The organism is Stutzerimonas stutzeri, from assembly GCF_024448895.1.
Classification (GTDB): Bacteria; Pseudomonadota; Gammaproteobacteria; order Pseudomonadales; family Pseudomonadaceae; genus Stutzerimonas; species Stutzerimonas stutzeri_Q.
Map to the genome: position 1 here is coordinate 346997 of NZ_JAMOIC010000002.1, position 26511 is coordinate 373507.

Below are 26511 nucleotides of genomic sequence, written 5' to 3' on the forward strand. Positions count from 1 at the left end.
AGGGCGCCGCAACGCAACGCGGCGCCTTTGTTCTTTAAAGAGATGAGAAACCACCTATGACACTGAAGACCATCGAAGGTACCTTCATCGCCCCTCAGGGCAAGTTCGCCCTGGTCGTTGGCCGCTTCAACAGCTTCGTTGTCGAAAGCCTGGTAAGCGGCGCCGTCGATGCGTTGGTACGCCACGGCATCCCGGAAGACGCCATCACCATCATCCGCGCGCCGGGCGCCTTCGAGATTCCTCTGGTGGCGCAGAAAGTCGCTCAGCAGGGCGAGTACGACGCGATCATTGCCCTCGGCGCGGTCATCCGTGGTGGCACCCCGCACTTTGAATACGTCGCTGGCGAATGCACCAAGGGCCTGTCCCAGGTTTCCATGGAATTCGGCGTGCCGGTCGCCTTTGGTGTTCTGACCGTTGACTCCATCGAACAGGCAATCGAGCGCTCCGGTACCAAGGCCGGCAACAAGGGCGCCGAAGCCGCACTTTCCGCTCTGGAAATGGTGAGTCTGCTGGCGCAGCTGGAGGCCAAGTGAGCCTTAATCACGACGACAGTCAGGATGCTCCGCAGCCTAAAGCCAAGGGCAAGATCGCTACGCGCCGTGTCGCGCGGAGCTTGGCCATGCAGGCGCTGTATCAGTGGCACATGGCGGGTCAGAGCCTCAACGAAATCGAAGCGCAGTTTCGCGTCGACAACGATTTCTCCGGGGTAGACGGTAACTACTTTCACGAGCTGCTCACCGGCGTCGCGCGCGCGAAGACCGAGGTCGACGGTGCCATCGTGCCGAATCTCGATCGTCCGCTTGAAGAGCTCGACCCGGTTGAACTGGCGATTCTGCGGCTGTCGACCTATGAGTTGATGCACCGCATCGACGTGCCATATCGGGTGGTCATCAACGAAGGTATCGAGCTGGCCAAGGTATTCGGGGCCACTGACGGGCACAAGTTCGTCAATGGTGTGCTGGATAAGCTGGCCCCGAGCCTGCGCAGCGCTGAGGTCAGCGCACACAAGCGCTGATCTGTTCAGCCTGATGGGTGAATTCGAGCTGATCCGCCAGTACTTCGCCGCCGCCGCTTGTGCCAGGGCTGGCGGCGATGTCGTGTTGGGCATAGGTGACGATTGCGCCTTGCTTGACGTGCCTGCGGGCGAACAGCTGGCGGTTTCGACCGACACCCTTGTCGCCGGTGTGCATTTCCCTGAGTCCTGTGATGCCTATCTGCTCGGTCAGCGCGCCTTGGCGGTGTCGACCAGCGATCTGGCGGGCATGGGTGCAACGCCCATCGGCTTCACCCTTGCCTTGACCATCCCTTCAGCGAACCCCGTCTGGCTGGCCGAGTTTGCACGTGGGCTGGATTCGATGGCGGCTGGGTGCAACATGCGTCTGATTGGCGGCGATACGACGCGCGGCCCTTTAAGCATGACCGTGACGGTATTCGGGCGCGTTCCCGTTGGGATGCCCCTGCGGCGTAGCGGTGCGCAACCCGGCGATCTCCTATGTGTTGGTGGCGCGCTTGGCGATGCTGCTGGCGCACTGCCTTTCGTATTGGGTGAGCGTGAGAGTGATAATGCCGAAGCCGCCGCGCTTCTTCGTCGTTACTGGTCGCCGCAACCCCAACTCGCGCTCGGTCAGGCGTTGCGCGGCAAGGCTACTGCGGCGCTGGATATATCCGATGGCCTGCTGGCTGACTGCGCGCACATCGCGGCCGCGTCGTCCGTTTCGCTGATCATCGAGCAGGCCCGGGTGCCGCTTTCGGCCAGCCTGCTTGCCTGCGTCGGTCCCGAGCAAGCGCTTCAGTGCGCCTTGAGCGGCGGAGATGACTACCTGCTGGCGTTCACCTTGCCTCCTGCGCATCTACCCGATCTGCTGGCCGACGGCTGGCCCGTCCAGGTCATCGGCCGAGTCGCTGAGGGCTTAGGTGTGCAGCTGCTCGATGCTGCCGGTGGCGTCGTGAACACTGCACGTGTTGGCTTCAACCATTTCAATGACTGAGCGACACATACCGCTTGGCAACGACTAGAGGACAGCCGTTTGAGCGACTCCCTACAACCAGCCACCGAATCCATGCCGGTGTCGGTATGGAGCAATCCCTGGCACAACCTGGCCTTCGGCTTTGGCTCCGGTACGCTGCCGAAAGCGCCGGGCACCTGGGGCTCCCTGGTGGCGCTTGCATTCGTGCCGCTGCTTCAGATGTTGCCGGGATGGAGCTATGCGGCGGTGATTGTCGCCAGCATGCTGTTCGGCATCTGGCTTTGCGGAAAGGTCGCCCAGGACCTCGGCGTGCACGACCACGAAGGCATCGTCTGGGATGAGTTCGCCGGCATCTGGATAACGTTCTGGCTGGTGCCTGCCGGCTGGTACTGGCTGTTGCTCGGCTTTGCCGTGTTCCGCGTGCTGGATATCTTCAAGCCGTGGCCGATCAGTTGGGTCGACCGACACGTCCACGGCGGGCTGGGAATCATGCTCGATGACATCCTCGCCGGCTTTGCGGCCTGCGGGTTGATGCATCTGGCCGTGTTCTGGCTGGGATGAGGTTCGTCATCAGCCAGGGTGCAGACGGGACGCGCTGGCTGTGCGCCTGATCGCTGTATCTCCTCACGCCCTCGTGGAAGAATGCCGATCTCTCCCGTTTCAAGGAAGCCGCCCCTGATGCGCACCGTTGCCCTGCTGCTCGCCGGCTCTCTCTTGTTGTCCTCGATTTTCTCAGCGCCCCTTTCGGCGGCGCCTCGCGTGCAGGTGGTCGGCCTGTTTCCAGGGGCCGTTGTGATGAATGTCGATGGTCAGCGCAAGCTGGTGCGCGTCGGCCAGGCTGGGCCAAGTGGTGTCGAGGTCGTCAGTGCTGATTCCACCGGTGCCGTGTTGCGGGTCGAGGGTGTCGAGCGGCGCTACGGACTGAGTCGCGAGCTGAGCACTGGCTTTGCCGAGCCCGAGCGTCGGCAGTTGAGCATCGCGCAGGGGCAAGGTGGGCACTATTGGGTGGCTGGCTCGATCAACGGGCAACCCGTACAGTTTCTCGTCGACACTGGCGCCACCTCGGTAGCCATCAACGAGATCCAGGCACGTCGCCTGGGGATCGATTATCGAGTCGATGGCCGGCAGATCGTGGTCGGCACGGCAAGTGGGACGGCAAAGGCCTGGCGGGTCAACCTCAATAGCGTCAAGGTCGGCGCCATTGATGTGCTAGGCGTCGAAGCCGTGGTGGTGGAAGGTAGTTCGCCCACTGAAGCCTTGCTTGGCATGAGCTTTTTGGGTCGTGTCAGCTGGCGCGAGGATCAAGGCGTATTAAAGCTCGAGTCGAAAATATAAGAGCAGCTACGGGCTTCAAGCTTCAGGGGTGAGCTTGACCGCTTCTGATCTACAACCATGACACCGACTCGCTTGCAGCTTGCAGCTTGCAGTAGCTGTTACAATATCCGCTTTTCTGCCTTCTGGAGTCTCTCCGGTGTCTGTCGTGTTCGTCGCCGCTTCCAAACTGCCGACACCGTTCGGCGTGTTCACCATGCATGGTTTTCTCGACCAGGACACTGGCAAGGAGCATGTCGTATTGACCCTCGGTGACGTGGCTGACGGCAAGCCTGTTCTGGGTCGACTGCACTCCGAGTGCCTGACCGGCGACGCGCTGTTCAGCTTGCGCTGCGATTGCGGCTTCCAGTTGGAAGCGGCGCTGCGCGCAATATCCGAAGAAGGTCGTGGCGCGTTGCTCTACCTGCGGCAGGAAGGGCGAGGCATTGGCCTGCTGAACAAGATTCGCGCTTATGAGCTGCAGGATGGCGGTGCCGATACCGTCGAGGCCAACGAGCGCCTCGGCTTCGCGCCGGACATGCGGGATTACGCGATCTGTCTGCCGATGCTTGAGCATCTGGGCATCGCCGAGATCAAGCTGATGACCAACAATCCACGCAAGGTCAAGGCACTGCAAGGCTTTGGCATCCGTGTCGCGGAGCGCATGCCGCTGGAAATAGCCCATAACCCGCACAACCAGAAATACCTCGCCACCAAGGCTGGCAAGCTTGGTCATATGCTCGGCGAAATCCACCAGGGCGAAGCCGAGCAATCGTGAACCGAGCCACCGCCCGCCGCCAGCTGTCGCGGGATGGCTGGTTGATGTTGCTGTTGATCCTCATGCCGGTACTTGTGACTGGTCAGCTTCCCCGGCTGACTGGCGACATTGGCGATAGCCTCGCATTCCCCTTGTTCTTTGCGGGCCTGGGCCTGCTTTTTCTCAGCCTGCCTCGCTTCACTGCATACAAACATGCGCTCATTCACACCGAGAAGGCCTTCGGCGGTGACACTGAGCCCACGGCGTGGGCTGCATTGCGCAAGACCCGTCTGCGTGCTCTGCGCATCGCCGGATTGCCCGCCTGGGTTGCCGCGCTAGGCGCACCGCTCGGTCTGGAGCCTGTTGGCCAGTTGCTGCTGGTCTGCGGCAGCCTGACATTGCTCGTGCTGTATCGCGTTCCTCGTCAGTTGCAGTGATGCGCCCCCTCCTGATTTGTCTTCTGCTAACGGCCTCGTCGTTGCTGTCTGCGTCCGAGCGAGTCGTCAGTCTGGCGCCCTCGCTTAGCGAAATCATGCTCGAGCTGGAAGCTGTCGAGATATTGGTCGGCGTGCTCGATGGCGGCGAACGACCTGCGCCGCTGGTGGATATCCCTTCGGTTGGCCGTATCGGTCAGCTGGAGATGGAAAGCCTGCTGGCTTTGCAGCCCACGCTGGTATTGCTCTGGCCGGACAGCATCACCCGTGCGCAGCGCGATCAGATCGCGCAGTTCGGCATACAGGTGCTGGTGGTTGAGCCTGAATCCTTGACGCAATTGGCCGCGCAGTTCGCGATAATCGGGCAGCGTGTCGGTCGGGAAGAGCAGGGGCGCAGGCTCAAGAGGCAGTTCGGGAAGGGCCTGGAGCGGTTGCGCCATCAATACCGTCGCGAGCAGCCGCTGTCGGTGTTCTACCAGATATGGAATCGGCCGCTATACACGCTGGGCGGTCGACAGATCATCAGCGATGCCATCGAGGTGTGCGGCGGACGCAATGTCTTCGCCGATCTTCAGTTGCCGGCACCGCAGGTCAGCATTGAGTCAGTGCTGTCGCGCAATCCTGAAGTGATTCTGGCGGGCAGTGGCGCGCAGTTGGCCGAATGGAAAGCCTGGCCGCAGCTCTCAGCGGTACGCAATGGCTATCTGTGGGAGATCCCGGACAAGGGGCTGGAGCGCCCGAGCTTCCAGATGCTTGCAGCAATCGGGAAGCTCTGCGAGGTGATGGGAGAGGCGGCGCCCGAAGGCGCACCGAGTCGGCCTTAGATAGAGGGCGTCCAGGTTACGGCGAGCGATGCGGTCCGGCCCTCGGTGTTGTAACCGTAGCGCCCTGAGCCGTACGTTGCCTCGGCGTGGTCCTTGTCGAACAGGTTGTTCAACTTGGCTTCCAGTTTGACTTCATGACTCGCCTGCCAACCGCCGCGTAGGCCTACCAGCCCATAACCGCCCAATGCGACTGAATTGGCTGCGTTATCGTAGCGTCCGCTGACGGCGCGCCAGTTGCCGCCAAACGAGAAGTTTCCGAATTGGCGATCCAGATCCATGCTAAGAGTGCGTTTGGCGCGGCGAGGCAGGGTGTGGCCGCTGTCGCGATCCCGTGGATCGATCAGCCCGAGCGCCAGTTGAGCTTGCCAGCCGAACAGTTGCTCGGTCAGTGCAGCTTCGAAGCCATTGATGCGGGCTGTCTGGACGTTGTAGGGCTGCCAGCCAGTACTGATATCCGAGACGATTGCGTCCTTGATATCGGTGCGATAGAGCGATAGCTCCAGCGATCCGCTTTCGCTGTAACGACTACGCCATTGCATTTCGTAACTGCGCGAGTGCTCGGGCGACAAGTCCGGGTTCGCGCTTGAGTAACAAGTGCCAAAAAAACACTCGTCCGGATAGTAGAGATCGTTGAACGTCGGGGCGCGGAATCCTTCGCTGTAGGAAAAAACCAGATCGTTGCGGGCATCCAGAGGCACCGTCAGGGCGCCGTTCCAGCTGTTTTCGCTCCCATACTGCTGGTTCTTGTCATGGCGTATGCCTAGCTCGGTAGAGAAACGGCTGCCGGTGTAGCGATGCTGAACGAAACCGGCGTGGTTCCACCGCGAGTCCTCTACAAAGTCCGTGGTGCTGTGTAAGCGGTCTTCATACCAATCCGCGCCCAATGTGAGCTCATGAGCGGGCGCCAGGGATACCGTGTTTATCCAGCTGGCCGAGTCACGATAGGTGCTGAAGCTGTAGAACATGTCAGGGCTGGCGTCCGCCATATCGTTTCCGGTATCGCGCTTGTCTTCGCTGTGGCCTAGTTCGAAGCGACTGGCCCAACGATCGCTAATGGTCAGATTGACGAAACTGGAGATTGAGCTGAGTTGAAAGTCGGTGCTCGGCTGAGACGGACCGAATACGTCGTCGTACTCGACCTGTCCGCGCTGATCCAGCGCGCTGAGACCTGCTTCCATGTGTTCGCTGAAACGATGACCCAGATTGAAGCTCAACGCGCGATTGCGGTAGGCGTCGTCATCACGATTAAGGCTGTCACCGTGGCGGGTCACGTCAATCCCAGCCGTTTCAGCGAGTGAGGCGGCCAGGTTGACACGGGTCTGATCATCTCCGCCGGACAGTGCGAGGCTTCGCTCGAACGTGGAATGACTGCCAGCGCCGATGCGCATGCGCGGAGCCAGGCCGGTCCCGCTGCCTTGACGGGTGAATATCTGCACCACGCCGCCTATCGCATCGGAGCCGTATAGCGCGGACCGCGCGCCTCTAACGACTTCCACCCGCTCGATATGGTCCGGGTTGATGAATTCGATGCTGCTTGTACCGCTGGAGGCCGCAGCAATCCGCTGACCGTCCACCAAGACAAGTGTTTGCCCGCTCGCAGTGCCGCGGACAAGAATACTGGTGAGGCTACCAGCGCCCCCGGTGCGAACGACGCTTACACCCGGTACGCGCTCGAGCAGCTCGGCGACAGAGTGCACCTGAAGACGGTCGATGTCTGAGCGCGTGAATACTGTGGTCGCGGCGGCAGTCTCAGTTCGTAGCTGCGGCACACGGTTGGCCGACACGACAGTATCGTTGAGTTGCAGCGTGTCAGCGCCATCAGGCATTTGGGCGTATGCAGAAAGGCCGGGCATGAACACGACGGCCAACGCAAGACGGGACAATTTCATCAGGATCAATCCTCAAAAGATCAGCACTTTTGAGGAGGGCAGGAACAAACGCGGAATGACGAACATCAGCGCTTGACGGTGCTGCCCTCCGCAACACCAGTCGAATCCGTCAGGCCGGTCTCCGGGCTCTCGACGCGCACCTCGCTCGCCTTCCCGTGCGTTGGCACAGTGGCATTGAGCAGGCGGTGGTCCGAAGACCACGGTCGATTACCGTTGCGGGGGCAGCGCCGGGTTTGCTCATCGAGCGCACCGGCTTCCCGTTTAATGCGGACCTTGCGGTCGAGCACACCTGGGCGGATAAGAAAATCGCGCGAACCTTACGGGCTGCGTAGGCGAAAGACAAGCAACTGCCAGGCGTCTGGGTGCCGCAGGTCATTGCTTGGGGATTCGCGTGGCGCTGCGCTGGCGTGAACCCCGGAGAGCCGGATTGGCCCCAAACGAGGCCAGTTCCCGACAGAGACTCTGGTGCGCTAACGTTTGCCGTCAGATCGGCGCGGGCGGATTTCGCGCCGATCTGATATCAGAGTTGAGCCAGTCGTACGCGGATAGCCGCATCGATGCCAGCCGCATCGAGACCGCATTCCCTGAGCATTTCGCTGGGCTTGGCGTGCTCGACATAGTAGTCCGGCAGGCCTAGGTGAAGGATCGGCATCTGCAGGTTATTCGCAGCGAGAAACTCGCTAACCGCGCTTCCAGCGCCGCCCATGATGCTGTTCTCTTCGAGAGTCACCAAAAGCTCATGGTCTGCAGCCATCTGCCGGATCAGGGCTTCATCCAAGGGTTTGACGAAACGCATGTCGACTACCGTGGCGTCGAGCGTCTCGCCCACCTGCAGGGCTTCGGTCAGCTGCACGCCGAAGACCAGCAACGCAACTTTGTTTCCTTGCCGCCGGATCACACCCTTGCCGATCTCCAATGGCTCGAGGCCAGGCTCGATCGTCGCGTTTGGTCCCGTTCCGCGCGGATAACGCACCGCCGCCGGGCCTTGGAAGTGATAGCCAGTGGTGAGCATGCGGCGCATTTCGTTCTCGTCACTCGGCGTCATCACCAGCATGCCGGGGATGCAGCGCAGGTAGGACAGGTCGAAACTGCCCGCGTGGGTCGGGCCATCCTCACCAACCAGTCCGGCACGGTCGATGGCGAAGAGGACGTCAAGGTTCTGCACCGCGACGTCATGGATCAGCTGGTCATATGCGCGCTGCAGGAACGTTGAATAGATCGCCACTACGGGCTTGGCGCCTTCGCAGGCCATGCCGGCTGCCAGGGTGACGGCATGCTGCTCGGCGATGGCAACGTCGAAATAGCGGTCCGGGTAGCGCTCGCTGAAATCGATGAGATCAGAGCCTTCTTTCATCGCCGGCGTGATGCCGGTCAGGCGTGGGTCGGCCGCGGCCATGTCGCACAGCCACTGGCCGAACACGTTGGAATACTTGGGGCCGCTGGGTTTCTTGGGGGCAACAGGTGCGCCGACCGGCTCCAGCTTGCTGATCGCATGCCAAGTGATGGGGTCGACTTCCGCCGGGGCGAAGCCCTTGCCCTTCTTGGTCACCACATGGAGAAACTGCGGCCCTGGCAGATCGCGCATGTTGCGCAGCGTGGCGATCAGGGTAGGCAGGTCGTGGCCGTCGATGGGGCCAATGTAGTTCCAGCCAAGCTCCTCGAAGAGAGTGCCGGGAACCAGCATGCCCTTGGCGTATTCCTCGGTGCGCCGGGCGATTTCCCAAGCGCCGGGCAGTCGCGACAGCACCTTCTTACTGCCTTCACGCATGCTCGAATAGGTGCGGCTGGAGAGAATCTTGGCGAGATAGTTGGACAGCCCTCCAACGTTGCGCGAAATCGACATGTCGTTGTCGTTGAGTACGATCAGCATGTCGGCACCCACTTCGGGCGCGTGGTTCAAGGCTTCGAATGCCATGCCGGCGGTCAGTGCACCGTCGCCGATCACGGCAATGGATTTGCGCTTCTTGCCTTGCAGGCGGGCGGCGATTGCCATGCCCAGGGCGGCGCTGATGGAGGTGCTGGAGTGGCCGACGCCAAAGGTGTCGTATTCGCTCTCGCTGCGTCGCGGAAAGGCGGCCAGCCCATCCTTCTGGCGCAGGCTTCCCATGCGTTCGCGACGGCCGGTGAGGATCTTGTGCGGATAGGCCTGATGGCCCACGTCCCAGACCAGGCGATCCGCCGGTGTGTCGTAGACGTAGTGCAACGCGATGGTCAGCTCGATCACGCCGAGACCCGCGCCAAAATGCCCGCCGGTCCGGCCCACGCTGTAAAGCAGGTCCTGACGCAGCTCGTTGGCAAGTTCTTCGAGTTCCGCTTCGCCCAGCCGGCGTAGTTGCTCGGGGGTGGCCGCGCGATCTAGAACGGGCGTCGCAGGGCGGACCCGAGGAATCTCATGAAACGTCTTGGGCATCGGGCGAATCGTTTTGGCTGAAAAAAGAGCCGCAGTTTACCCGATGGTTACTACGATAAGAACGGCTCACGCACCAACGGTCGCCGCCGACTGCTGCGCGATCAGGGTGGCGGCGCGGCGATTCAGCTGCGGCGTTCGACGATGAAGCAGGCCAGTTGGCGCAGCGGCTCGGCGCGTTCGGCAAACGGGGCAACCGCTTCGAGCGCCATGTCACGCAATTCCAGCGCGTAGGCTTTGGCGCTTTGCATGCCCAGCAGTGCCGGATACGTGGGTTTGTCGCGGGCGATGTCGGCACCCTGGTGCTTGCCGAGAGTCGCCGTATCGCTTTCGACATCGAGGATGTCGTCCTGCACCTGGAATGCCAGCCCGACCGCCTGTGCGTATTGCTGCAGGGCTGCCAGCTTCTGTGCATCAGCGTAACCGCTGGCGAGCGCACCGAGTCGCACGCTCGCTTCAATCAAAGCGCCGGTCTTGTGCCGGTGCATCAATTCCAGGTCGTTGCGGTCGAGTTTCAGGCCAACCGAGCCCAGGTCGATGGCTTGGCCGCCCACCATGCCTGCCGGCCCTGCGGCACGGGCAAGGCTGGCGAACATCTCCAGGCGCAACGCCGGGTCGGACGGATTGAGCGCGTCGCCCGCCAGAACCTCGAAGGCAAGGCTCTGCAGCCCGTCGCCTGCCAGAATGGCGCAGGCTTCGTCGAAAGCTTTATGGGTGGTGGGCTGGCCGCGGCGCAGATCGTCATCGTCCATCGCCGGCAGATCGTCGTGCACCAGTGAGTAGGCGTGGATCAGCTCGACCGCACAGGCTGCGCCGTCGGCTCGAGCGCTGTCGCCGCCGAGCGCTTCGCAGGCGGCGTAGACCAGCAGAGGTCGCACGCGCTTGCCGCCATTCATCACGCTGTAGCGCATGGCTTGATAGAGACGTTCGAGTTGCGGGCGGGGTGGGGTGAAGAGCGTATCGAGGCAGTTGTCGACGCGCTTCTGGCAGCGCTTCTGGTAGTCGCTGATCATGTTTCAGGATCCGCCTCGAAGGGGACTTCCTGGAGCTTGCCGTCACGCTCGAGAAGAAGTTGCACTTTCTGCTCGGCCTGGCTAAGCGACGCCTGACAGTCGCGGGTCAGGCCGATGCCCTGCTCGAAGCAGGTCAGCGAGTCCTCCAGCGAAAGCTCGCCGCTTTCCAGGCGTTCGACCAGCTGTTGCAGCTCGGCGAGGGATTGTTCGAAATCGAGGGCGACTTTCTTGCGGGCCATGGCGAAACCTGTTCTCTGAGGCGGCTCTGAAACGGGCAGGACACTAGCAGAGCTGGGCCGCATAAGCCATAAGCCGGCCGGGCCAGACGCCGCTCAGCGCCAGTAGATGGATTGAAAGTAATAGAGCGTCATGGCGCTGCCAACCGCGATGACGAAGGCGCGAAGCCAGGCGGCTGGCAGTTTCTTGCTCAACGCGCCGCCGGCATATCCTCCGAGCGTAGTGCCAACTAGCAGGATTGCCAGCTCATAGCCGCTCACGCGTCCCGCGATCACGAAGGTGGCAGTCGCTACGCTGTAGATCACGGCCGATATCAGGTTTTTCAGCGCATTGGCGCGAACCAGCTGATGGCCTTCGATGGAAAAGGCCGCGAGCTGAAGGATGCCCATGCCTGCGCCAAAGAAGCCGCCGTAGATGGATACCAAACCGTGCGCAGCCAATGATGCCGGCGCATGGGGCGGTATCGCGTTTACCTCTTTGCGGCGTGCCGTCAGCCAGCGGCTTAGCCAAGGGCTAGCGGCGAACAGGGCAGTGGCGATCAGCAGCAGCCACGGGATGAGCAAACTGAACACGTCGTCGCCGCTGGCGAGTAGTAGCAAGCCGCCGATCAGACCGCCAATCAGTCCGGCCAGCAATAGTGGAGTCAGATAAGCGCCTAGCGGACGCAGCGCCGAACGCGCTGCCCAGGCCGCGGCCAGGCTGGCAGGCCAGAGCGCGACAGCGTTGGTTGCGTTGGCGGTCACAGGCGGCAAGCCGGTGGCGAGCAACGCCGGGAACGAGAAGAAGGTGCCTCCGCCAGCAAGGGCATTCATGCCTCCGGCGGCAAAGCCGGCAGCGATGAGCAACAGCATGTCGAACAAAGGCATCGGGGCAGCTCGCGGCAAAAGAGGTGCAGATTATCCAAGGGGCGTTTCGCTGTCAGCATGGCGCGGTGCCGAATCCAGGGCGTCAATGTTCAGCTGCGCGCCTGGCTTCGTCTGGCCGGGTGCTCTTCAACTCGGTGAGGATGCCGCAGCCATGCGTAGGTTGATTGCCGCTGCAACAGCTGCGCAGTTCCTGAAGCTGGCGCTCCAGCGCATGCAGGCTCTCCAGCCGCGAGCGCACGCGTTCGAGCTGGTCGTCGATCAGGTGATTGATGTCGCCGCAGCTGTCTTCCGGGTGGCTGGAGAACGCCAGCAGCCTGCGTATATCGGCCAGCCCGATATCCAGCGCGCGGCAATGTCGGATGAAAGTCAGCTGCGCGAGTTGCCGTGAGGAGTAGGCGCGGTAGCCGTTGGCGCCACGTTGGGGGGCCGGCATCAGCCCGATCTTCTCGTAATAGCGAATGGTCTCTACATCCACGCCTGCCGCTGTACTGAGTTCGCCTATGCGCATCTTCGTCTCCTCACCTCAGTCGATCGCTGCCCGATAAACAGGGCTTGACCCTGGAGCTGCTCCAGGGTGTGCAATGGGCTCGACTATAGTTCAGGAGGCATTCATATGTCGTCGAGATGTTGTGACTCCGGGTGCTCGACTCCGGTGGTCAGCCCGGGTTTTCGCAAGGCGCTGTGGATCGCGTTGGCGATCAACCTTGCCATGTTCATCGTTGAGATCGTCAGCGGGTTGCGTTCGGGCTCGGTCTCGCTACTGGCCGACGCCATCGACTTTGCCGGCGACGCTGCCAACTACGCCATCACCCTCGTAGTGCTGTCCATGGGGCTGGTCTGGAGGTCGCGGGCTGCGATGGTCAAAGGCCTGTCGATGCTGGCGTTCGGCGTGTTCGTGCTGGGCCGTGCAGGCTGGTCGATCTACGCTGATGTGGTGCCGGAACCGCTGACCATGGGTGTTATCGGGGCGCTGGCACTGATCGCTAACGTGATAGTTGCCGTGATGCTCTATGCCTTTCGCGAGGGCGATTCCAACATGCGCTCGGTCTGGCTGTGCAGCCGCAACGATGCCATCGGCAATATCGCCGTGATGATCGCTGCAGCCGGTGTGTTTGGTACCGACTCTGCCTGGCCCGACTTGATCGTCGCGCTGATCATGGCCGGCTTGGCGATTTCCGCTGGCTACTCGGTGGTTCGTCAGGCCCGGCATGAGCTCCGCACAGTTGGCTAATTCCGGCCGCGGCCCGATGCGATGGAGGCCACCAAAGCGACTGCGCCTACGGTTACTGCCGCAAGTCCGGCCACGGCCAGCTTGCCCACGGTTTCGCTGCTCAGGGCGACGGCATCGTCCTTGATCTGCTCGTGGAAGCGGCCGTCGGTGCGGTGCAGCCCTTCAACCGGTTCGAAAAGGTTGTCCGGCTGAGTATCGTCAGCTGGCTCGTCGGTCAGCTGTCCGCTCCAGGCCTGCTTGGCCATCATCTTGTCCAGCAGCCCAGGCATGAACATGTTGCCGATGATCGCCTTGAGCGAGGCGCTGCCAAGCCACAGCTCTCGTGGGGCTTCTGTCGCAGCGCGCAGGATGGCTCGCGCGGCTACCTCTGGCGTGTGAATGGGCGGCACCGGCTGTGGCCGCCGGGCCATCTTGTTGCGCGACCAGTCAAACTGTGGCGTGTTATGCGCCGGGAGTTGCACCATGGTGAGGCGAACCCGGCTCTTGGCGTGGATCAGCTCGCAACGCAAGGAATCGGTGAAGCCGCGGACGGCAAACTTTGCCGCGCAATAGGCCGATTGCAGTGGGATGGCGCGATAGGACAGCGCTGAGCCGACCTGCACGATGGTGCCGCGATCACGCGGTTGCATGTATCGCAGCGCGGCCAGCGTGCCATGTACGAATCCCAGATAGGTGACGTCCGTGACGCGCTTGTACTCGGCTGGCGTGATCTTCTCCGCTGGCCCGAATACCGTTGCCATGGCCGCGTTGACCCAGACGTCGATGGAGCCCAGTTCGTTCTCGATTTGCTCGGCCGCACGGTCTATGGCTTCGGCATCGGCCACGTCCGCAGAAATGGCCAGCACAGTCGCACCGCCGGCTTGCAGTTCGGAACTAGTGTCGGCGAGCCCCTCAGCACCGCGTGCGATCAGCGCAACGCGATAGCCAGCGCGGGCGAAGGCGTGGGCAGTGGCACGGCCCACGCCAGCGGTGGCGCCACAGATGACGACGGTCGGTTGGCTAGCATTCATGTCGGGGCTCCAGCAGTCGCAGGGAATGTAGGACGTTTCGCATCAGAACGTCGCGATGGCGGTGCTGGTTCCCCCGAGCGAAGCCGCGCCGACGGATGACGGGATCAGCTCTTGTTCTTGCCCTTGCAGTTTGGTTCGGTGGTGAAGGTCTTCGACGAATCAACCGGGCCAACGTCCTCGAGCATGCGACGGCCGATCAACACCGGGTAATTCATCTTGTCGCGGTCGTTCAGCGAGAACTGTTCCTCATGGATGCGATTGCCCAGGCATACCTTCATCAGCACCACCGGCCGATCTTCCGCGCCGCCCGCACCGCGAACCTTGATCTTCCGGACCACCTTGCGCTCCAGTCGCGTCTCGACCTGCTTATCGCTGTCCATGTCCTCCAGCTCGACAGTGAAGCGCACCCAGTCGTCGCCGTCCTTCTTGAATCGGTCGATGTTCTCGGCATGCATCGAGGAGGTGAGTGCGCCGGTGTCGAGCTTGAACTTCACGCGGGTTTCCTCCGGCATGATCAGCCCTTCCTCGACCCAGCCAAACGAGCTTTTCGAATCGGCCAGTACCGGCGACGCTGCGATCGGTAGTGCCGCCAGCAGCATCGGAAGGATTGAACGTGTGCAAGCGCGTTTCAGTCGCAGCATGGTGTCACCTGAGCGGTAGCGGAAGTGGACAAGTAGATTCGCTCGCGCAGGATACGTTCAGCTTCGGCGCGTGGCTTGCTGATCGATCAACTGCTGAACCCTCAGAAACTGAACAATCAGCCTGAACATTCGAGCGCTGGCAAACGTCACACGCTGATACATCTTTCACGACGCGAGTGTCCGAGGCGCGTCTCGCCGCATTGGAGAACACAGGAGAAACCGTGGAGATCAGCGATCCGGCCGTTTTCGTTGCGCGGCTGCAGTTTGGTATCACGATCGCCTTTCATATCGTCCTGGCCGCCTTCTCCATCGGTTTGGCTAACTTCCTGTTGGTGCTCGAAGCGTTGTGGCTGCGCCGCAAGCAGCAGATCTATCTCGACAGCTACAAGTTCTGGCTGCGCATTTTCGCCCTGACGGTCGCAGTAGGGGTTGCGTCTGGATTGGTGATGGAGTTCGAGTTCGGCACGAACTGGGGCCGGCTCGCCACGAAAGCCGGCTCGGTAATCGGGCCGTTGATGTTCTATGAAGTGATGGTGGCGTTTTTTCTCGAGGCCGGCTTTCTCGGCATCATGTTATTCGGGTTGCACAAGGTCGGGCCGCGCCTGCATTTTTTTGCCACCCTGATGGTTGCGGTCGGCTCCCTGTTCAGCGCTTTCTGGATTCTCTCGGCCAATTCCTGGATGCACACGCCGGCCGGCTTCAGCGTAGGGGCTGACGGTCGCTTCATGCCCGAAGACTGGCTGGCGATCATCTTCAGCCCTTCGTTTCCCTATCGTTTCGTGCATATGGTCTTTGCCGCGTTTCTCTGCACGGCAATGGTGGTCGCAGCCAACGGCGCCTGGCATCTGCTGCGTGACAATCGCAACCCCGGCGCGCGGTTGATGTTTTCCATGGGCCTATGGGTGGTGGCGGTGATAGGCCCGTTGCAGATAGTTGCCGGTGATTTGCACGGGCTCAATACGCTGGAACACCAGCCCCAGAAAGTGGCCGCGATGGAAGGCGCCTGGGAGCGGCCGCCGTCAGGGCAGGGTGAGCCGCTAAGGCTGTTCGCAGTCCCTGATATGGAAGAGCAGCGCAACCATTTCGAGGTAGCAATACCGAACCTTGGCTCGCTGTACCTTCGGCACAACTGGACCGGAACGATCAAGAGCCTCAAAGAGTTTCCGGCCGAAGATATTCCACCTGTGCCAGTGGTGTTCTACGCCTTTCGAATAATGGTCGGGCTGGGCGTCGCGATGACTGTGCTGGGCATCGCCAGCCTGGCGCTGCGCAAGCGTGGTCGGTTGTTCCAGACCCGTTGGTTGCAGCGCGCCACCGTCTGTCTCGCGCCGGCGGGGTTCATCGCCATGCTCAGCGGTTGGGTGGTGACCGAGGTGGGGCGCCAGCCGTTCACCGTGTACGGCCTGCTGCGCACCGCGGACAGCAACTCACCCGTATCGCTTTCCTTCGTTACCAGTTCGACGATCGGCATTCTGGCGGTCTACCTGCTGGCGTTCGGTCTGGGGCTTTACTACCTGCTGCGTGCGCTGGCCAAACCGCCGAAACAGGACGAACGGGGACCGGAACCCGGTCTCGCCAGCCAGATCGGCGACTGACGGCCGACCAGCTTCAATCAACAGGGGAGACCACATGCCGTCCGAGGAGCTTCTGCCTTTGCTGGGCGCCGCCGCGCTGGCGTTCTCGATCCTTAGCTACGTCATCCTCGACGGAACCGATCTCGGCGTGGGGATTCTCTTCGCCGCCAACCACAGCGACGAGGACCGGCACATCATGGGGATTTCCATTCTGCCGATCTGGGATGGCAACGAGACCTGGCTTGTACTTGGCGGAGGGGGATTGATCGCGCTGTTTCCGGCCGCTTACAGCATTTTTCTCACGGCGAACTATGTGCCGATCTTTCTCATGCTGTTCGCTCTGATCTTTCGCGCCGTGGCGCTTGAGTATCGTGATGGCGCGGCCACTCGCCAACGGCGGCGGTTGCTCGATCTTGCTCTGCTGGGTGGTTCCACCCTGGCCGCGTTCTGCCAGGGCGTCGTGCTCGGGGCATTGATGCAGGGAATTCCTCATGATGGCCAGCAGTACAGTGGCAATGGATGGGGATGGCTAAGCGGCTTCTCGGTTTTCTGCGGCGCTGGCCTGGTGCTCGGCTATGCGCTCATGGGGGCTTGCTGGCTGATCTGGCGCACCAAAGGCGAGATACAGCATCGGGCGCGTAGGCAGGCGCGATGGTTAGCGATGTTTACCTTGGTCCTGATGTCCATCGCTGTGTTCTGGACTGTGCAGCTGGATCCGACTTACGGCAGGCGCTTGTCGCAGCCTTGGATCGCCGGCCCGTTGCTCGTTCTGCTGGCCCTGTTGATCCCCGGCTTCAAGCGCGCACTGGCTGCTCGCCATGACTTTCTGCCGCTGTTCGTGGTTATCACCGGGTTCGTCATTGCCTTCGCAGCGCTCTTCGCCGCGATGTATCCCATGGTGATTCCCCCGTCGCTGACCTTCACCGAGGCAGCTTCTTCAGCCTCGAGCCAGACATTCATCCTCGTCGGGTTTGCTGTGTTGATTCCTTTCACGCTCGCCTACAGCACCTACGGCTACTGGATTTTCAGGGGAAAGGTGAAGCCTTGCGGGCAAGACTGAAAAACCCGTCGAACCTCCCATTGGCATATTCAATATGCGAGATAGAAAAAAACAATGTGACCCTCAGGCCAGTCGGTACTCCATCAATAGAGTCGCTCGTATCTGCTGATGTCAATCGGAGCGACCTGATCTTCAAGGAGGCTATTCATAGGGAAGTCCACTACTGAGAGGTGAACCATGTTCGTCCATAACAAACGACTTCAATATACCGTGCGTGTAGCAGCCCCCAACCCGGGACTGGCCAATCTGATGCTCGAGCAATTCGGCGGTCCGCAAGGCGAGCTTGCCGCAGCGATGCGCTACTTCGTCCAAGGCGTGTCCGAGGATGATCCAGGCCGCAAAGACTTGCTCATGGATATCGCTACCGAAGAACTCAGCCACCTTGAGGTTATCGGTTCCATCGTCGGCATGCTCAACAAGGGTGCCAAAGGCGATCTGGCCGAAGGCGTGGAAAAGGAAGCGGACCTGTATCGCTCGCTCACCGGCGGCGGCAACGATTCGCATATCACCTCGCTGCTTTACGGCGGCGGTCCTGCTCTGACCAACTCGGCAGGCGTACCCTGGACGGCGGCCTATGTCGACTCCATCGGCGAGCCTACTGCCGATCTGCGTTCGAACATCGCTGCCGAAGCGCGCGCCAAGATTGTTTACGAGCGCCTGATCAACGTCACTGATGACCCGGGTATAAAGGACGCGCTGAAATTCCTGATGACCCGTGAAATCGCTCACCAGAAGTCGTTCGAGAAGGCGTTGCATGCCATCCAGCCGAATTTCCCGCAGGGCAAGCTGCCGGGCGATCCGCAGTTCGCCAACGTCTACTACAACCTGTCTCAGGGCGAAGGCGACCTGCGCGGCCCGTGGAACCAGGGTCCCGAGTGGGAGTTCGTCGAAGTCCCGCAACCGGCCGTGGACGGTGGCGACGGTATGGCGTCCGTCGATCTGAGCAAGGACCAGAAGAAGGTCGTGCAACAGATGGCGGTGCGAACCCAATCCGATGTGTCCGTTGATCCCATGACTGGCGCAGACCTCGGGTCGGGAGCTGCCGTGTCGGGCTCCGCTGCCAGCGGAAAGAAAGGCAAAGCCTGACGGCGTAGCCAGCCGGTGCGTCTGATGTCAGCCGCACCGGCTGCTTTATTCAGTTACAGCTCGACTCCCGCCTATCCCCCGCAGAGATGCTTGGCTCCCCGCCAATAGCTGTGCATGTCTGACCTATCTCTTTGCTTAACCACGCTTGCTGGATTGCTGCAATGCCGGTGTAAGCGCACTTAGTCTGCGTAACTGGTTGTCTATCTGGCACCTGGCTGCGCGATGTTCAAAGGCTGAACCCGAAGCGCTTCGCTCTGGTCTTGTCTACTTACGCCGATTAGCCTTACGCGCTGACGACCGTAACGTCCCTCAGATTTCGCCTCTGCCGTTAGCGCTCATGGCGTGATTTCGCCTATCAAAAGGACCTGCCCATGTTCAAGAGGCTATTCGTTGGCGCGATGGTTGCCAGTTCTGGCCCCCTCGCAGCTCAAACCCCTGACGCTGTTACTCTTGATCCGCTACTGGTCACCTCGCCTCGCAGTGAGAGCGACTGGTTGACTCTGCCCATGGCTGTGAGTGCGCGCTCCGTACTGGATCAGCCTGGCGAGCAATTGCTTACGCTCGATAGCCTGCTCGCACCTGTCCCCGGCGCAGTGTCGCAAAGCCGATACAACCTGGCCCAAGGGATGCGCTTGTCGATTCGTGGCTTCGGTGCCCGCTCCAGCTTCGGCGTGCGGGGCGTTCGCGTGCTGGTCGATGGCGTGCCGCTTACCATGCCCGACGGCCAGACCGAGATGGACGGACTGGACGCTTCGCTTGTGGAGCGCATCGAAGTGATCCGCGGGCCATCCTCGGCGATCCACGGCAACGCGGCGGGCGGCGTCTTGTCGATCGAGACCCGTCAACCGAGCGAAACGCCGCGCACGCAGCTTGAAATTACGGGTGGGGAATTGGGCTACCGCCGAGCGCGGGCGGAAACCAGTGGCACTGCCGGATCGCTCGGCGGCTTGCTGGCGGTGAGCTCGACGCACCTGGACGGCTATCGACCGCAAGGCGCCGCCGAGACCAACAATCTGACCGGCAAGCTACGGTGGCAAGGGCAGGGCGGCGTTCTCTCAGCCACGCTTCATGCTATCGACAACCGCGCCGAGGACTCCGGCGCGCTCACGCTGGCGCAGGTCCGTGAACGGCGCTCGCAGGCGAGGCCGCAGAGCCTGCAGTTCGACTCCGATGAATGGATTCGGCAACAGCGACTTTCGCTCGTCTGGGATGGCCAGGCGGCGGCGGATGACACCTATCAGATCCGAAGCTATTACGGTCGCCGCGAGTTTGGCAACCGCCTGCCTCTGGCTGCCAACGGCCAGACGAGCTACGACCGCTGGTTTGCTGGTGTGGGTGCCCAGCGGACGTTCCGCCGTGAATGGTTGGGCTTGCCCAATCAGCTGACGGTTGGGGTGGATCTGGAAAGCCAGCGCGATGAGCGCAGCCGCAATAACAACCTGGTCGGTGGGGCTACCGGCTCGCTGACTCAGCGCCAGCGCGAGTCGGCAGACAGCCGCGGGGTGTTTCTGGAAAACCAGCTGAGTCTCACTGACGCCTGGTTGCTAACTACTGGCGTGCGCTACGACAGCGTGCGCTTAAGGGCCAAGGACCGTTATCTCAGCGACGGTAACGCATCGGGCGGCCAGACCCTGGACGACTGGAACTACAGCCTCGGCCTGAGTCGTCAGCTGGGCGCACACCATGTCCTCTATGCGCGTTACGCCACATCCTTCGAGACCCCGACGATCAATGAACTGGCAAATCCGGAGGGCGGCGGCTTCAACCCCTCGCTTGGCCCTGCGCAGGCCACCAATCGCGAGATAGGTTTCAAGGGCGAGCACCCCGGGCTGCGCTACGAGGCGGTGGTCTACAGCATGCGCATCGAAGACGAACTGGTGCCTGTCGTCGACGGGCGTACCTTCTACACCAACGCTGGTCGTTCAAGTCGCGACGGCGTCGAGCTAAGCGCGCAGTGGCTGGCTGGCCAGTACTGGCGCCTCACCGGTGCCTGGAGCTACAACGACTATCGTTTCGATCGCTTTGAAAACAATGACGGCAACCGCATAGCCGGCATCCCGCGCCAGAGCCTCTTCGCCGAACTGGGATATGACCGTGAGGACTGGTATGCACGGATCAACCTGACGGCCAACGGAGCTCAGTACGCCGACAACGCCAATGACAGCCGCGTCTCCGGTTACGCCGTGACCAACGCGCGTATTGGCTGGCGGTTGGTGGATGGCGATCAGCGATGGGAGCCGTATCTGGGTATCGACAACCTCTTCGGTCGCGATTACTACGACAACCTGCGAATCAACGACAACTTCGGTCGCTACTACGAGCCCGCGCCGGGGCGGACCCTGTATGCGGGCGTCAAATTGACGTTCGACTGACCGGCCGAGCCCACCGATGAGCCTGGCAGTCTGGGCTGCCTGTTAGCCGGACTAACCAAGGCGTCAGGCCTGTTCGACGCCATGCCTATCGGGCGGCACAACGCGGCCGCCAGGCGGAGCATTCATGAGGTCCTCTTGATCACAAGACGGCCATGCACCCCATGGTTTGTTGCCGACCACCTCATATGAGCGCTGCGCTTGTCGGTCAGGCCGTCGCACCGTGTTCATTTAGCTTTCAGATCTGCCCTGCGCGCGCGGCGGAGTGGCACCGTCGCGTCACGACGTGTCGTTCTGCGAACCCTGATGGTCGCGTTTCGGGCGGTCAGCGATGTGGTCTAGGTCTAATTTGGCCATAGCTGCTTCGGGCGGTCTGACGTATCAGCTCAACGATAAGAATACCGATCTCTGTTCTTGCCTAAGTTGCGCCTTTTACTGCCCTGCACGCCCATCAGCCAATTGAGCAGAGCCCGCTTATGACCGATTTCACCTCACAGACTCATGTAGCACCGCGAACCCTGCGTCGCGTTATCGTCGCTGCGTCCGTTGGCAACTTTGTCGAATGGTTCGACTTCGCCCTTTACGGCTTTTTCGCCACCTTGATTGCCGAGCTGTTCTTTCCCAGCGAGAGTGCAGGCACGGCGTTGCTTAAAACCTTTGCAGTATTTGCGGTCGCGTTTGCCTTTCGCCCGTTGGGAGGTGTGTTCTTTGGCCAACTGGGCGACCGGATCGGCCGTAAGCGCACGCTGGCGCTGACAATCTTCATCATGGCCGGCGCGACGACTCTGATCGGTTTGCTGCCTACCTATGCCACTGCCGGGATCTGGGCACCGTTGATGCTAACTGTCATCCGCTGCGCTCAAGGATTTTCGGCCGGTGGGGAATACGCCGGCGCCTGCGCCTACGTCATGGAGCATTGCCCCGACGACAAGCGCGGGCGCCTGGGCAGCTACGTTCCGGTATCGACCTTCCTGGCGTTCGCCAGCGCAGCGATGATTGCCTATCTGTTCAACGCCGCGTTGTCAGAGGAAGCAATGGCAGCCTGGGGCTGGCGAGTGCCATTCATCATGGCCGCACCTCTGGGCTTGATTGGCTTGTACTTGCGTCTGCGTCTGGACGAAACCCCCGCGTTTCAGGCGCTGGAAGAGAACCATCAGGTACCACATTCGCCCTTGCGGGAAACGCTGCGCCTGCAGGGGCGCTCGATGTGCAAGCTCGGTGCGTTCATTTCCCTGACCGCGCTGGCCTTCTATACCTTCACCACGTATTTCTCGACGTATCTGCAACAAGCCGGAGGCTTCAGTCGCGCTGCTGCGCTGTTGATCAGCCTTATTACCCTGTTTGCGACCGCCGCTGCCTGTCCGTTGATTGGCATAGTCACCGACCGCATCGGCCGGCGAGCCACCATGTGCCTCGCGGCGGGCGTATTGGCTGTCGGGATCTATCCTGCTCTGATGATGGCGGGGTCCGGGCTGTTCGCAATGGCGCTGGCCGGCAGTCTGCTGCTGGGGCTTGGGGCCGTCATTTGCAACGTCGTCACGGCACCATTGCTGAGTGAAATTTTTCCAACCCGCACTCGCTATACCGCATCGGCCATCACCTACAACATGGCCTATACAATTTTTGGCGGGACAGCGCCTTTCATCGCCACCTGGCTGATCACCGCTACAGGTAACAACATGGCACCGGCTGTCTACCTGATAGCGGTAGCGATTTTGGCGTTGCTGGGAGGGCTGTCACTTCCAGAAACCTCGAAAATCGCATTGGGCAAAGCGGGAATCTCACCGACGCCTGAGCCAATGGCAGTGCCGGCCACCAACCTGCGGTAAGCCAAGGTCGGCAAGGGATGTAGCCTTTTGGCTCCTGCCGCAATGCCCTTATGCGAGTGAGGATTTGGTCATTGCAGCAGGCATAAAAAAGCCGGCTTGTGGCCGGTTTTCTTTTTGAATATGTTATTGATTTTAAAGTGATTTAATTTTGTGTGTCGTCCAGACCCACACTTTGACCCACACTGAGGCGGGTCGCTGCCCTGGGGTGATGATTTCAGATGTTCCTTGGGCTCATCATTTCATACTTCGCTACGACGGCCCTGATTGCTTCCTGGATCTCGCGCATTTGCTTCTCGGCAATCCTGTTAGCTTCGGACTCCTGCTCAGCCGAAAGCTCGGGGGCCTGCTCGTTGAGGTATACCTGCCAGCCAGCCAGTCGTCTCAGGCTGGCGTCCAGGTGCTTGGTAGTCACTTCGAGCCTGATCTTGTTCAGCTCCTGCGCAAGCTTGCTTGAGTTGCGGGTGATTGTTTTCTCCAGGGCCTCGCGTCGCTTTCCCTCTTTCTGCTCTTGGCTCGACTGCAGGGCGCCTGCGATCAGGCTTTCTATGATCGCTGTTTCGGTGGTGTCAGCTTTTTTTGCAAGGATTTTTAGCTTGTCCTTGGTGTTGAGAGGCAGGGTGAACGAGCACGTCTTTCGACCGCCTTCGGCTTGCCGATAGCGCCGCTGTCTGATGGCGTTTCTCAGTCGCTCAATGAGCTTCACGCCTGCGACATCTGACTCCAGGGTGCGGATCGAGTCACCAAAGGTGATGAAAACCATGGCGGGCGACGGGTCGGGCTTAGGCTCAAGTTCATCAGGCCATCGATTCAGCAGGTAGTTTGCGGCCCACACTGTCTCCTCACGATCGAGCTTCTTTAGCCAGCCCGGCTTATTCCCGGTCGTCTCCATCCAATTTTCTCCTGTTGCTGAGCGGTGCCGCTGCGCGGTGGATGCTCAGCTAATTGCATCTTGTTAACGGCAATGTTAACTGCCTCGTTAGAGGATGTTAATAGTGAACTGTTAATGGATGTGTTAAATGGATTGTTAACGTATTCGTTACATGAATTGTAGATACTGATTTTATAGGTATAAAATCACTTCAAATCTGTGTTTACCCGGGCCTATTTGCGCATGATAGCTCTGTCGTCACTAATAGATGTCAATGCTGAATCAAGATTTTTTCTTCAGGCTTTGATGCTCAGAAAGCCTGACTGGCTGGGTGCGCCTTATGAGATCAAGTCGGTAGCGAAGGAGCTCTGCTTGACGGAGAGGTTCGCTAGAGATGCGTCGAGGGAGCTGATCAGGGCTGGGCTTCTGATAGAAAATAAGCAGCACGGTGGTCTTGGGCGCCCAGGTGTCGGTTACGTAGCCTCGGAGTACGTGCGCCGAGTGCTTTGCGAAGTGGACAGGGATCTTGCCCACCACGAGCTCATCGTTCGCCTTTTTCTTGAGCCGAATATCTATGCGACTGGGCTGGGGGCTACGTCGACATCGATAGCTCAGAAGGAAAAATCATCCCGTCCAGCTATCCGCAAAGATGGTCGGCCTGCTGCCCCGGGGGCTAAGGGACGGCTGGGCGCTGCAACCCGAATTTTATTGGCGGCTCTTATCAGTGAGGCCGATCAGTGCGGTGTGGTGGCGGAGCTTAGCGGGCGTAAGCTGAGAGAAATGACGGGGCTCGACTCCTCGTCGATCAAGCACCAATTGATTCGTCTATTGAGCTTGGGCTTTCTTCGAAGCTATGTGCCGGGGGTGTCGAATGGGGTCTTGGTTGGCTCGAAGACTATGAGCATCTACTACCTGAACCTCGACCACCCCCAGCTTCCAGTGAGGCAGGGGAAGCAGGATCGGGGCTTGGTGGTGTATGCATTTAAAGGGCCGCAAAAGTACAGCCTGGTCGAAGCTGCGCTGCCTTCGACGGTGCAGTTAGCAGGGGTGGATAATCAGGTTAAAGAGATGCTTTATCACAGGCTGGCAAGTCATGCGTCACAGCTGCTGACGGCTCTCTGGTCTGATCCTAAGTGCGATATTGCCGATCTGAAGGCTGCAGGCTTCGAAAGCGTTGGCGGTAAGTCAGTCGAGCCACTGACGGTTAGCCCTAGATCGAGCGAGCCTGACCGATGGAGTGACTTTAAGGAAAGCTTGCATGCTGAGGCGTGTCGATGGGCCGAAAGCATCTACAAAGGGCTGCGCCGTATGAGCGTATGGCCAGAATACAGGCCACAGCTGGTGAGGCTCATACCTGCACCTGATGCAGGGGATAGCTGGAGCGTCGTGTCGCTGATTGTCTATCCAGCGCCCAAAGCCAGTAATACATGCCTTTGGGTATGGGACGTGCGCGGAGGGAGGTCTGACCCGTATGTGGGAGAGGAGGCGTTGGGTTTGGAGCTGCGCTATAGGCTGGCGCTCTTGACCAAGACCAAGGTGCCCTAGGCCAAGCTAGGGCAGGTGATTTTTTACTGCCCCTGCAGATCCTCTGAGCCACAGAGGAGCCTGCTCATGCGAATCATCCGTCTGAAAGAAGTCATCGACTCGACCGGCCTGTCTCGGTCGACCCTGTACAAGTACATCGGCGAAGGCACCTTCCCGAAGCCTGTATCGTTGGGCGACCGCTGCGTCGGCTGGGTCGATAGCGAGGTGCACGACTGGATCCTGGCCAAGATCGAGGAGCGCGATCTGGCTGAGGGAGCCTCCGCACGCCCCATCGGCCATCTGAGCATGGCCAGCTAGCGCCAGCAGCGCCATGATCGGCTTCGGCTGGTCATGGCGCTTATGCCGACTCGAACAGCTTTGGGCTCTCAGCTAACTCTCCCAAAGCTCAATGCGGCAAATCTCTCGACAGGCTCGGCAATGTTGCTCCCCATTGCCCGGCCTGGTCGGGACGGTCGGTTATGGGCAGGGCTGCATCTATTGATATAGCTATTAACTACCAACTCTTACTATCCATCACTACCCATCATCACTGACTACACCAGAGGGAAAGAAGACCAGTAAAAAGAAACAGACCACGTACCTGGTATGCACCAACAACCAATCAGGTACTCAGCCATGAACAACCGCAAGCACAACACCCACCTCTCACAGTCCGACATAGCCCTGCAGATCGAATCACTCGTCCAGGCTATCGAGCGCAGCGATACACCCGCATATCGGATCACGCACAAACGGTCAGGCTATGAGCAGGTCGAGCAGACCAGACTCTCCCGGTACTTCACCAACGTCCAGCAGATGTACAACCTGTTCGATGATCGTGTGCCATACGACTACAGCGAGCACCTGTTAGCGTTCCGGGAGGCCTGTGACGACATCGGCCTTCAGCGCTCACCCAATGGCCCTATTTGCATGAGTGAGACGGGTACCTACTGGCTAAGTCATCAGCAGAGCATGAACGTCCTGACCGAGCGGATCCGTGAGTTGACTCGTCAGCAACGGTATCGACGCAGGCCAGGGGATCGACGAGAGCTGGCCAAGCAGCAGGCGAGGGAAATGGAGGCGTACACGGATGCTGTGATGAGCCTGTACTCCCGCACAACGGTCATCAGACTGGATCTGTATTACCGACCTGAAGCTCAGGCCAGACTTCGAGTCGAGCGAGTCTTTGATCACCTGGATGATCTGATCTACGAGCACAGCCGTCACCTGACTTTCGAGCACCTGATCGGCTACACGTACTCAGTGGAGCAAGGGGATCGGAATGATGGTAGGGGATACCACATCCATGCAGCCTACTTCTTCAATGGCAACCAGGTGTGCCGGGATGTCTGGAAGGCGATTGAGATCAGCGAGCTGTGGGAGGCGGTCACTCGTGGTCAGGGCTATGCCCATAGCTGCAATCACGACAAGGATCAGTACGGCGACAAGCTAGGCATTGGCCAGATCCAGAGGGACGATCAGTCGAGACGGCCCCATACGCACTACGCCATGAAATACCTAGTCAAGGACGATCAGCACCTGCGCTTGAAGCCTGCAGGGGCGCGTTGCCTGCGTAAGGGGGCTCTGAGCCGTGCTCGTCGCGGATAAGTGAAT

Annotated in this window: 26 protein-coding genes and 1 riboswitch; of the genes, 17 read left to right on the forward strand and 9 right to left on the reverse strand. The window is 60.5% G+C overall.

Going from position 1 to position 26511, the window contains the following annotated elements:
- Positions 1-56: 56 nt before the first annotated feature.
- The 8 genes from ribE (at position 57) to NA619_RS03885 (ending at position 5293) form a co-directional block, all read left to right on the forward strand.
- Entirely contained in the window at positions 57-533 is a 477-nt protein-coding gene (ribE, locus tag NA619_RS03850; RefSeq protein ID WP_122163748.1) for a 6,7-dimethyl-8-ribityllumazine synthase, read from the forward strand.
- On the forward strand, positions 530-1015 hold the full coding sequence (gene nusB, locus NA619_RS03855; protein WP_255960095.1) for a transcription antitermination factor NusB: 486 nt from the start codon (positions 530-532) through the stop codon (positions 1013-1015). Before ribE ends, nusB begins: the two co-directional genes overlap by 4 nt.
- Positions 1016-1028: 13 nt before the next feature.
- Positions 1029-1988, forward strand: a complete 960-nt coding sequence (thiL, locus tag NA619_RS03860) for a thiamine-phosphate kinase (protein WP_255960096.1) — start codon at positions 1029-1031, stop codon at positions 1986-1988.
- A gap of 72 nt (positions 1989-2060) precedes the next feature.
- The gene (locus NA619_RS03865; protein WP_255960166.1) at positions 2061-2528 is read left to right on the forward strand and encodes a phosphatidylglycerophosphatase A family protein; all 468 of its coding nucleotides are present in this window, start codon (positions 2061-2063) and stop codon (positions 2526-2528) included.
- A gap of 117 nt (positions 2529-2645) precedes the next feature.
- Complete coding sequence (locus NA619_RS03870) at positions 2646-3302, forward strand: retropepsin-like aspartic protease family protein (RefSeq protein WP_255960098.1); 657 nt, start codon at positions 2646-2648, stop codon at positions 3300-3302.
- A 136-nt stretch (positions 3303-3438) separates the two neighbouring features.
- Positions 3439-4056, forward strand: a complete 618-nt coding sequence (gene ribA, locus NA619_RS03875; RefSeq protein ID WP_255960101.1) for a GTP cyclohydrolase II — start codon at positions 3439-3441, stop codon at positions 4054-4056.
- A complete protein-coding gene (locus NA619_RS03880) occupies positions 4053-4472 on the forward strand; it encodes a hypothetical protein (protein WP_255960103.1) in 420 nt (139 codons plus the stop codon). Before ribA ends, NA619_RS03880 begins: the two co-directional genes overlap by 4 nt.
- Complete coding sequence (locus tag NA619_RS03885) at positions 4472-5293, forward strand: cobalamin-binding protein (RefSeq protein ID WP_255960106.1); 822 nt, start codon at positions 4472-4474, stop codon at positions 5291-5293. Before NA619_RS03880 ends, NA619_RS03885 begins: the two co-directional genes overlap by 1 nt.
- Here the strand turns inward: NA619_RS03885 and NA619_RS03890 are convergent.
- The 6 genes from NA619_RS03890 to NA619_RS03915 form a co-directional block, all read right to left on the reverse strand.
- Positions 5290-7182: a TonB-dependent receptor domain-containing protein gene (locus tag NA619_RS03890; protein WP_255960108.1), complete on the reverse strand. Its 1893-nt coding sequence runs from the start codon at positions 7180-7182 to the stop codon at positions 5290-5292. The two genes, NA619_RS03885 and NA619_RS03890, sit on opposite strands and share 4 nt — an antisense overlap.
- A 95-nt stretch (positions 7183-7277) precedes the next feature.
- A riboswitch (cobalamin riboswitch) is annotated at positions 7278-7491 on the reverse strand.
- 211 nt (positions 7492-7702) lie between these two features.
- On the reverse strand, positions 7703-9592 hold the full coding sequence (gene dxs / locus NA619_RS03895; RefSeq protein WP_255960110.1) for a 1-deoxy-D-xylulose-5-phosphate synthase: 1890 nt from the start codon (positions 9590-9592) through the stop codon (positions 7703-7705).
- A gap of 122 nt (positions 9593-9714) precedes the next feature.
- The gene (locus NA619_RS03900) at positions 9715-10602 is read right to left on the reverse strand and encodes a polyprenyl synthetase family protein (protein WP_255960112.1); all 888 of its coding nucleotides are present in this window, start codon (positions 10600-10602) and stop codon (positions 9715-9717) included.
- The gene (locus NA619_RS03905; RefSeq protein WP_255960113.1) at positions 10599-10841 is read right to left on the reverse strand and encodes an exodeoxyribonuclease VII small subunit; all 243 of its coding nucleotides are present in this window, start codon (positions 10839-10841) and stop codon (positions 10599-10601) included. The genes NA619_RS03900 and NA619_RS03905 overlap by 4 nt, the downstream gene beginning before the upstream one ends.
- A gap of 93 nt (positions 10842-10934) precedes the next feature.
- Positions 10935-11705: a sulfite exporter TauE/SafE family protein gene (locus tag NA619_RS03910; protein ID WP_255960114.1), complete on the reverse strand. Its 771-nt coding sequence runs from the start codon at positions 11703-11705 to the stop codon at positions 10935-10937.
- An 82-nt stretch (positions 11706-11787) separates the two neighbouring features.
- Complete coding sequence (locus NA619_RS03915) at positions 11788-12213, reverse strand: Cd(II)/Pb(II)-responsive transcriptional regulator (RefSeq protein WP_255960116.1); 426 nt, start codon at positions 12211-12213, stop codon at positions 11788-11790.
- A 105-nt stretch (positions 12214-12318) separates the two neighbouring features.
- On the opposite strand from NA619_RS03915, the gene NA619_RS03920 reads away from it, so the two are divergent.
- Positions 12319-12936 (forward strand): cation transporter, encoded by a 618-nt coding sequence (locus NA619_RS03920; protein ID WP_255960118.1) that lies wholly within the window; start codon positions 12319-12321, stop codon positions 12934-12936.
- On the opposite strand, the gene NA619_RS03925 is transcribed toward NA619_RS03920, so the two are convergent.
- Both NA619_RS03925 and NA619_RS03930 read right to left on the reverse strand, forming a co-directional pair.
- Positions 12933-13946, reverse strand: a complete 1014-nt coding sequence (locus tag NA619_RS03925; protein ID WP_255960120.1) for an SDR family oxidoreductase — start codon at positions 13944-13946, stop codon at positions 12933-12935. The genes NA619_RS03920 and NA619_RS03925 overlap by 4 nt on opposite strands.
- Before the next feature lie 104 nt (positions 13947-14050).
- A complete protein-coding gene (locus NA619_RS03930) occupies positions 14051-14545 on the reverse strand; it encodes an ATP-dependent zinc protease (protein WP_423836796.1) in 495 nt (164 codons plus the stop codon).
- 263 nt (positions 14546-14808) lie between these two features.
- Here NA619_RS03930 and NA619_RS03935 point away from each other — a divergent pair, with 263 nt between their 5' ends.
- The 5 genes from NA619_RS03935 to NA619_RS03955 all read left to right on the forward strand — a co-directional run bounded on the left by NA619_RS03935 (position 14809) and on the right by NA619_RS03955 (position 22505).
- Positions 14809-16182, forward strand: coding sequence for a cytochrome ubiquinol oxidase subunit I (locus NA619_RS03935; RefSeq protein ID WP_255960123.1), 1374 nt, complete (start codon positions 14809-14811; stop codon positions 16180-16182).
- Positions 16183-16216: 34 nt separating this feature from the next.
- Positions 16217-17221 carry a cytochrome d ubiquinol oxidase subunit II gene (gene cydB / locus NA619_RS03940; protein WP_255960125.1) on the forward strand — a complete coding sequence of 335 codons (1005 nt, stop codon included), beginning with the start codon at positions 16217-16219 and terminating at the stop codon, positions 17219-17221.
- Between the two features lie 177 nt (positions 17222-17398).
- Positions 17399-18307: a manganese catalase family protein gene (locus tag NA619_RS03945; RefSeq protein ID WP_255960126.1), complete on the forward strand. Its 909-nt coding sequence runs from the start codon at positions 17399-17401 to the stop codon at positions 18305-18307.
- 371 nt (positions 18308-18678) lie between these two features.
- Positions 18679-20679, forward strand: coding sequence for a TonB-dependent receptor family protein (locus NA619_RS03950; RefSeq protein ID WP_255960127.1), 2001 nt, complete (start codon positions 18679-18681; stop codon positions 20677-20679).
- Positions 20680-21152: 473 nt separating this feature from the next.
- Positions 21153-22505 (forward strand): MFS transporter, encoded by a 1353-nt coding sequence (locus NA619_RS03955; RefSeq protein WP_255960129.1) that lies wholly within the window; start codon positions 21153-21155, stop codon positions 22503-22505.
- 214 nt (positions 22506-22719) lie between these two features.
- Here the strand turns inward: NA619_RS03955 and NA619_RS03960 are convergent, their stop codons facing one another.
- Positions 22720-23394 carry a hypothetical protein gene (locus NA619_RS03960; RefSeq protein WP_158187348.1) on the reverse strand — a complete coding sequence of 225 codons (675 nt, stop codon included), beginning with the start codon at positions 23392-23394 and terminating at the stop codon, positions 22720-22722.
- Between the two features lie 222 nt (positions 23395-23616).
- On the opposite strand from NA619_RS03960, the gene NA619_RS03965 reads away from it, so the two are divergent.
- The 3 genes from NA619_RS03965 (at position 23617) to NA619_RS03975 (ending at position 26505) form a co-directional block, all read left to right on the forward strand.
- Positions 23617-24918 carry a hypothetical protein gene (locus NA619_RS03965; protein ID WP_158187349.1) on the forward strand — a complete coding sequence of 434 codons (1302 nt, stop codon included), beginning with the start codon at positions 23617-23619 and terminating at the stop codon, positions 24916-24918.
- 66 nt (positions 24919-24984) lie between these two features.
- The gene (locus tag NA619_RS03970; RefSeq protein WP_158187350.1) at positions 24985-25215 is read left to right on the forward strand and encodes a helix-turn-helix transcriptional regulator; all 231 of its coding nucleotides are present in this window, start codon (positions 24985-24987) and stop codon (positions 25213-25215) included.
- A gap of 318 nt (positions 25216-25533) precedes the next feature.
- Positions 25534-26505, forward strand: a complete 972-nt coding sequence (locus tag NA619_RS03975; protein ID WP_158187351.1) for an inovirus-type Gp2 protein — start codon at positions 25534-25536, stop codon at positions 26503-26505.
- Positions 26506-26511: the final 6 nt, after the last annotated feature.

What these genes read in the sequence shown, in the direction of transcription:
- ribE (WP_122163748.1), top strand. Translation starts at nt 57, where the DNA reads ATGACACTGAAGACCATCGAAGGTACCTTCATCGCCCCTCAGGGCAAG.
- thiL (WP_255960096.1), top strand. Translation starts at nt 1,029, where the DNA reads ATGGGTGAATTCGAGCTGATCCGCCAGTACTTCGCCGCCGCCGCTTGT.
- NA619_RS03865 (WP_255960166.1), top strand. Translation starts at nt 2,061, where the DNA reads ATGCCGGTGTCGGTATGGAGCAATCCCTGGCACAACCTGGCCTTCGGC.
- NA619_RS03870 (WP_255960098.1), top strand. Translation starts at nt 2,646, where the DNA reads ATGCGCACCGTTGCCCTGCTGCTCGCCGGCTCTCTCTTGTTGTCCTCG.
- NA619_RS03885 (WP_255960106.1), top strand. Translation starts at nt 4,472, where the DNA reads ATGCGCCCCCTCCTGATTTGTCTTCTGCTAACGGCCTCGTCGTTGCTG.
- NA619_RS03890 (WP_255960108.1), bottom strand. Translation starts at nt 7,182, where the DNA reads ATGAAATTGTCCCGTCTTGCGTTGGCCGTCGTGTTCATGCCCGGCCTT.
- dxs (WP_255960110.1), bottom strand. Translation starts at nt 9,592, where the DNA reads ATGCCCAAGACGTTTCATGAGATTCCTCGGGTCCGCCCTGCGACGCCC.
- NA619_RS03900 (WP_255960112.1), bottom strand. Translation starts at nt 10,602, where the DNA reads ATGATCAGCGACTACCAGAAGCGCTGCCAGAAGCGCGTCGACAACTGC.
- NA619_RS03905 (WP_255960113.1), bottom strand. Translation starts at nt 10,841, where the DNA reads ATGGCCCGCAAGAAAGTCGCCCTCGATTTCGAACAATCCCTCGCCGAG.
- NA619_RS03910 (WP_255960114.1), bottom strand. Translation starts at nt 11,705, where the DNA reads ATGCCTTTGTTCGACATGCTGTTGCTCATCGCTGCCGGCTTTGCCGCC.
- NA619_RS03915 (WP_255960116.1), bottom strand. Translation starts at nt 12,213, where the DNA reads ATGCGCATAGGCGAACTCAGTACAGCGGCAGGCGTGGATGTAGAGACC.
- NA619_RS03920 (WP_255960118.1), top strand. Translation starts at nt 12,319, where the DNA reads ATGTCGTCGAGATGTTGTGACTCCGGGTGCTCGACTCCGGTGGTCAGC.
- NA619_RS03925 (WP_255960120.1), bottom strand. Translation starts at nt 13,946, where the DNA reads ATGAATGCTAGCCAACCGACCGTCGTCATCTGTGGCGCCACCGCTGGC.
- NA619_RS03930 (WP_423836796.1), bottom strand. Translation starts at nt 14,545, where the DNA reads ATGCTGCTGGCGGCACTACCGATCGCAGCGTCGCCGGTACTGGCCGAT.
- cydB (WP_255960125.1), top strand. Translation starts at nt 16,217, where the DNA reads ATGCCGTCCGAGGAGCTTCTGCCTTTGCTGGGCGCCGCCGCGCTGGCG.
- NA619_RS03945 (WP_255960126.1), top strand. Translation starts at nt 17,399, where the DNA reads ATGTTCGTCCATAACAAACGACTTCAATATACCGTGCGTGTAGCAGCC.
- NA619_RS03950 (WP_255960127.1), top strand. Translation starts at nt 18,679, where the DNA reads ATGTTCAAGAGGCTATTCGTTGGCGCGATGGTTGCCAGTTCTGGCCCC.
- NA619_RS03955 (WP_255960129.1), top strand. Translation starts at nt 21,153, where the DNA reads ATGACCGATTTCACCTCACAGACTCATGTAGCACCGCGAACCCTGCGT.
- NA619_RS03960 (WP_158187348.1), bottom strand. Translation starts at nt 23,394, where the DNA reads ATGGAGACGACCGGGAATAAGCCGGGCTGGCTAAAGAAGCTCGATCGT.
- NA619_RS03965 (WP_158187349.1), top strand. Translation starts at nt 23,617, where the DNA reads ATGATAGCTCTGTCGTCACTAATAGATGTCAATGCTGAATCAAGATTT.
- NA619_RS03970 (WP_158187350.1), top strand. Translation starts at nt 24,985, where the DNA reads ATGCGAATCATCCGTCTGAAAGAAGTCATCGACTCGACCGGCCTGTCT.
- NA619_RS03975 (WP_158187351.1), top strand. Translation starts at nt 25,534, where the DNA reads ATGAACAACCGCAAGCACAACACCCACCTCTCACAGTCCGACATAGCC.